The sequence below is a fragment of the Peribacillus sp. P4_C12 genome (assembly GCF_056402095.1).
The window spans coordinates 1-5,698 of record NZ_JBFUIB010000238.1; the positions used below are offsets into that span (position 1 = coordinate 1).

At 38.0% G+C, this 5,698-nt stretch carries 7 protein-coding genes; 5 read left to right on the plus strand and 2 right to left on the minus strand.

The features are described 5' to 3' along the window. Positions 1-179 precede the first annotated feature (179 nt). The 3 genes from AC1DUW_RS19885 (at position 180) to AC1DUW_RS19895 (ending at position 3,371) form a co-directional block, all read left to right on the plus strand. A complete protein-coding gene (locus AC1DUW_RS19885) occupies positions 180-806 on the plus strand; it encodes an MBL fold metallo-hydrolase (protein WP_053346952.1) in 627 nt (208 codons plus the stop codon). Positions 807-982: 176 nt separating this feature from the next. Next, a complete protein-coding gene (locus tag AC1DUW_RS19890; protein ID WP_053348132.1) occupies positions 983-2,155 on the plus strand; it encodes an amidohydrolase in 1,173 nt (390 codons plus the stop codon). A 118-nt stretch (positions 2,156-2,273) separates the two neighbouring features. Further along, positions 2,274-3,371: a class I SAM-dependent methyltransferase gene (locus AC1DUW_RS19895; protein ID WP_053346951.1), complete on the plus strand. Its 1,098-nt coding sequence runs from the start codon at positions 2,274-2,276 to the stop codon at positions 3,369-3,371. Between the two features lie 56 nt (positions 3,372-3,427). On the opposite strand, the gene AC1DUW_RS19900 is transcribed toward AC1DUW_RS19895, so the two are convergent. Both AC1DUW_RS19900 and AC1DUW_RS19905 read right to left on the minus strand, forming a co-directional pair. After that, positions 3,428-3,670, minus strand: coding sequence for a DUF2626 domain-containing protein (locus AC1DUW_RS19900; RefSeq protein ID WP_053346950.1), 243 nt, complete (start codon positions 3,668-3,670; stop codon positions 3,428-3,430). An 85-nt stretch (positions 3,671-3,755) separates the two neighbouring features. Beyond that, positions 3,756-4,457 (minus strand): helix-turn-helix transcriptional regulator, encoded by a 702-nt coding sequence (locus AC1DUW_RS19905; RefSeq protein WP_053346949.1) that lies wholly within the window; start codon positions 4,455-4,457, stop codon positions 3,756-3,758. Positions 4,458-4,673: 216 nt separating this feature from the next. Here AC1DUW_RS19905 and AC1DUW_RS19910 point away from each other — a divergent pair, with 216 nt between their 5' ends. Both AC1DUW_RS19910 and AC1DUW_RS19915 read left to right on the plus strand, forming a co-directional pair. After that, positions 4,674-5,036 carry a Spx/MgsR family RNA polymerase-binding regulatory protein gene (locus AC1DUW_RS19910; protein ID WP_053346948.1) on the plus strand — a complete coding sequence of 121 codons (363 nt, stop codon included), beginning with the start codon at positions 4,674-4,676 and terminating at the stop codon, positions 5,034-5,036. Positions 5,037-5,159: 123 nt separating this feature from the next. After that, complete coding sequence (locus AC1DUW_RS19915) at positions 5,160-5,672, plus strand: ATPase, T2SS/T4P/T4SS family (protein ID WP_477643269.1); 513 nt, start codon at positions 5,160-5,162, stop codon at positions 5,670-5,672. Positions 5,673-5,698 lie beyond the last annotated feature (26 nt).

The window sequence follows — 5,698 nt, forward strand, 5'->3', positions numbered from 1 at the left end:
GAATAAAGTAGCTACCAAAAATATGTAGAAAAGATTGCATTTGTTAATATTTTAATATTTTTTCAATTGTTTGTCGAGGTTTAAAAGGTGACACTTCTATGGCGTGAGTAAACTGGATTAACAATAGTAGCTTAAATTGGTGTAAGATAAGGGTAGAAAATCATACTGGAGTTGATAAAATGAAATGGACTCAAATTCCTTTAGGCCCGCTGCAAACGAATTGCTATGTAGTTTCCGATGGACAGAACTGCATTATTTTCGATCCGGGTGAGGAGCCGCAGAAAATTATTCAGTACATACAGACTAAAAAGTTAAAGCCGCTAGCGATTTTATTAACACATGCTCATTTTGACCATATTGGAGCACTTGATGCAATCCGCGACTATTATGAGATACCTGCGTATATTCATGAAAAGGAAGCAAAGTGGCTGCTTGATCCTGCATTAAATGGTTCACAGAAGTGGTTCCCGGAAAACCCAATGCGGATGAAGCCGGCCGACCATATTCTCGTAAATGAGCAGGAACTTACTATTGGTGGGTTCACTTTTGAAGTATTCGAAACCCCTGGGCACTCACCGGGCAGCGTGTCTTATTATGCGAAGGAAGAGCGGTTGCTCTTTTCCGGGGATGTATTGTTCCAGGGAAGTGTTGGCAGAACCGATTTAATAGGCGGAAGCGAATCAGTGCTTTTAAAAAGCATTGATACAAAACTGCTAACGCTTTCTGATGATACTATTGTTTTTCCTGGTCATGGGCCAGTTACGACGATCTTAGATGAAAAGAATACAAACCCCTTTTTGAGATAAAAAACTTTTGCAGGTGCCAGGTTTGGCACCTTTTTTTATTGTTAAATTTAAAAATGTAAATTTATTGAAAAATATTACTTTCGCAATTATACTGAATATTAAAATAAATCGTGCTGCTTTTCTAGGTTTTAAGAACATGAAAGGAGGTTGGGATCATGGAGAGTGAGAACAAAGGTATATTGGAGAAGGCCTTGTTAGATTTAGAAAGTGGTTTTACTGACATTGTAAATTGGCGAAGGCATTTGCATCAGTATCCTGAATTATCTTTTCAAGAAACGGAAACCTCGCAATTTATTGCAGAGAAACTAATTAGTTTTGGATTAGAAGTTAGGAAAAATGTTGGTGGTAATGGTGTGATAGGCATATTATCCGGAGGGAATCCTGGTAAAACCATTGCATTGCGAGCGGATTTTGACGCATTGCCCATTCAGGATGAAAAAGAGACACCCTATAAGTCTTTAAAATCAGGAGTTATGCATGCGTGCGGTCATGATGGTCATACTGCGGCTCTATTAGGAACAGCCCGAACATTAAGCAAGTTCCGTGAAAAATTAAAGGGGCGTGTTATTTTTGTTTTCCAGCATGCAGAAGAAAAGCCACCAGGCGGTGCGAAGGATATGCTGGGAGATGGGGCCTTAGAGGGCGTGGATGCCGTTTATGGAGCGCATTTAGCCACAGATATACCTGTAGGGAAAATAGCGGTGGGTAGCGGCTACAAAATGGCTGCAGTGGACGCATTTGAAATCACCATTGAAGGAAAGGGCGGTCACGGGGCTAGACCTCAGGAAGCCATTGATTCGATCGTGATTGGAAGTGAGATTGTCCAAGCATTGCAAAAAATCGTGAGCAGAAGAATAAGCCCTCTACAATCTGCAGTTGTAACTATAGGAGTTTTTCATGCTGGCTCGGCCTTTAATATCATTGCGAATACGGCCAAACTCGAAGGGACCGTACGTACATTCAATCAAGAAGTAAGATTCCAAATCGAAGAAGAAATTCGCTCGATAGTGAAAGGGATTACCGAGGCAAATCATGCAGCCTATAAAATTGACTATCTGAATGGTTATCCTGCTTTATACAACCATAGGGAGGAAACGGAGAAGGTTCGAAACATTTTTGTGAATACCTTTTCTGAAGAAGCTGTAGTTGAATTTTCCCCTTCCATGGGAGCAGAGGACTTTTCTTATTTCTTACTAGAGAAACCAGGTACATATTTTAAAATCGGTGCAAGAAATGAGAATGACAACACCCATTTTCCTCATCACCATCCTCGATTTGATTTTGACGAAATCGCACTAATAGATACGGGGAAGGCTTTTATAGCTATAGTATCAAAAGATATGTTCTGAGTTTGCTTTTTTTTGGAGCAGATCAAATTACACGTTTATTGAACAAAGAAGTAATATAATCAAAAACTATTTTGTGCATGAGCTTATTGTGGAAGGGGATCAAAGAAGAGGTGTTAAAATGAAAAATCTCCTGAAAGAAATGATTGTAAACAGTCCGCAATATAGAATTTCCTATCATGATTATATGGAAGCCGTCTTATATACACCAAATATAGGTTATTATGTGCGTGAAAAGAAGAAAATCGGTACAAATGGGGATTTTTATACATCTGGTAATGTTGGGGATGCATTTGGGAGGGCACTAGCCAGGTGGTTTATCTATTTGATAAAAGAATGCGGATTGCCTCCGAGAATAATCGAAATCGGTGCAGGAGATGGGAAGCTTGCCTATGATATCCTGGCCTTTATAAAAGAAACAGAGCAGGTGCTGTGGAGCTCACTCACCTATATCCTAGTAGACAGTAGCCCTTACCACAGAAAGGTTCAGCAAGAGCGTGTAGGGGTGTTTAACCAGGTTGCTTTTATGGATAGTTTAGAAAATTTGCCGAATGTAAATGGAATTGTCTTCTCTAATGAACTTTTTGATGCGTTGCCTGTACATGTCATTGAAATGAATAAGGGAGCTCTAGTAGAGGTATTTATCACTGTAGAGGAAGGACAATTAGTAGAAATAAAGGAACCTTTGAAAAATCAAGATATTCTTAACTACCTATCAAAACAGAATATCATGTTAAATGAAAAACAGCGCTATGAAGTACCACTTAAAATGATACAAGAATATGAGAAAATCGTTTCGCATATTCAATCAGGTGTTCTTCTTACAATCGATTATGGCTATACGGAACAGGAGTGGAAGGAACCAGCCCATCTTCAGGGAAGCTTAAGAGGGTATTATCAGCATAAAATGATGAAAAAAGTACTTGAGTATCCGGGTGAGATGGATCTGACATCACATATTCATTTTGACACATTAATCGAAAGCGGAAAAAATGTGAATTTTTCTATGGAAGGACTATTTCAGCAAAATGAATTTTTACTCAAAACAGGGATTCTTGAGGAACTGAAAGATCACCAAGAGACGGATCCTTTCTCAAAAACAGCAAAGCGGAACCGAGCAATACGGGGGTTAATTGTTCCTGGTGGCCATAGTGAGTATTTTAGGGTGTTGCTACAATCGAAGAATTTAGCCGAGAAAGTGAGACTATTTCCTGAATAAAGACATGTAGAAACCCATGAATCAAGATTCATGGGTTATGTATATTGCTCTGTTCCTTAATGTGCAGTACCTGGCGTCATCATAAATACGCTCCAGTAGGAAAATCCTGCAAAGAAAACGGTAAGATAGGCGCCAAAAACATAAATATACATGCGCTCAGATAATTTCAAATAACTTAAGAGTACAAAAAAGCCGGTTTGTGCGAAGAAAAGTAAAGAAGTTTGATGCATATGGCCAAGATAAAAGAATATTGCCATAATTCCTGTCCAAAAACCACATACTCTGAACATGCGTTCCATCCGAATCCCTCCTTTTGTCTAGTCGTGTGCATTCAAAATAATTATAAATGAAATTGTAAGGTAATGTAAAGGATGCCTTTTGTTTCTATGCGAGAACCGACGCCTGATAAGAACATGTTACACAATTTTCCATCATATTTCCTAATTCCACAATCTTGACATTGTCAAACAATGCTTCAAACATACCTTTTAAGAATGAGTTGTGCATTGCACAGATTGTACTAGACTCGACATTGGTAACTTCTTTAAAAGGACAATTGAAGATTCGAAAGAGAATGTTGTTTTCTTCTTCGCTTGCCTGTATTTCAGGTGAGAACCCAGCAATGGTAGCTGCATTTTTAAGCATGCTGACTTTTTCATCAAAAGTCAGATCGTCACTCGACGTTGAGCTTAGGGATAGCTGCTGATTGATTAATTCCTCGCCAAATACCTTCCCTGTTTCATAAAGAGCCTTTTTTCCTTGTTCTCCTAATGTCATCATCGTCTTAATAGCAATTCTTGAAAGAAGCTGATAGTCCCTGTATGGAAAATGAAGTTGAATGACTTTATCGGATAATCGATAAAGCCTGCTAGGGCGTCCGCCTTTCCCTGTCTTACGTGCATCCGAGGTAAGCATGTCCACATCTTCAAGTTTAGTTAAATGTAGTCGTGCTACATTTGGATGAATTTTAAAAGAATCGGCAATTTGCTGTACAGATACATCTTGATGGTTGTTAACGATATATTGATATATATAATATCGCGTGGGATCTGCTAGCACGTTTGTAATTCTTAACGTTTGTTCCATTATACCCTCCTGCTGTTCCAATAGTTTAACTATATTCCATTATAATACAGGCAGAAAAAAATGGAATAACAGAAACAGCAATCTCCCTTAAGTTAAGAAAAAGTTCACATTTCAAACAGAGATATAGTGCAAATGAATATACAAAACTTAAACAAATGTTATACAATTATTTTATAGAATCTTTAAAAAACAAAATGTGAACGGAGAGTGTTAAGAATGGGACGGTTAAAACGGTTAACTTTCTTTTCATACCCAAGCTGTACATCTTGCCGAAAAACAAAAAAATGGTTAAAAACCAATCAAGTATCCTTTGATGAACGTCATTTATTCAAAGAAACTCCAACAGAAGGAGAGTTAAAAAGAATCCTTGAATTGACAACGGAAGGACTTGATGAGGTCTTAGCAACAAGGAGTGAAGCCTATAAATGCTTACATGTTAATATTGACGAAATGCTACTTTCTGATGTCATCCAATTATTAACAAAAGAACCTAAATTATTAAGAAGACCCATCCTCATTGATGGAGAAAAGCTTGTGGTTGGACATAATGAAGATGCGTTAAGAAATTTGGTTTCATAAAAGCAAGATTTGAAAATGAGCATATACGTTTATTCTCGAATCTTTTTTCGGGGATTTTTTTATTTTATAAGGAGGAATTTGTCGTGCAATGTCGAAACACTACTACAAGATACTTAGGAGGTGATGAAAGATTTGATATCGATTGAAAAGAAAGCAGAAAAAATCCTTTCCCGTGCCATTCAATTATCGGCATCGGATATTCACGTTTTACCACGCAGAGAGGGCCCTCTCATTCAATTCAGGATTGACAACAAACTCGTTCCTCAGGAAACATTGTCATTCTTTGAAACGGAACGACTGATCTCCCATTTAAAGTTCCTTGCCGCTATGGATATAGGTGAGAAAAGAAGACCTCAGAGTGGTTCAATTACCGTCAATTTATCAAAAAAAGTGGTAGGACTTCGCCTTTCCACATTACCAACTGCACATCTCGAAAGTTTAGTCATCCGCTTGATTCCCCAGCAGAATATCCTTCCTCTAGAACAGTTATCCCTATTTCCAAACACCGTTCAAAAACTGGTTGCTCTTCTGAAACATTCCCATGGCTGTAATAGTTTTAGTAAATTGGCGCTTCTTTCATCTAAAAACATTCTCTTATCCCTCTCCCTGCTTCTACGATATCTTACTTCTTATTGAAAATGAATCGTTTCTAAGTCCGATTG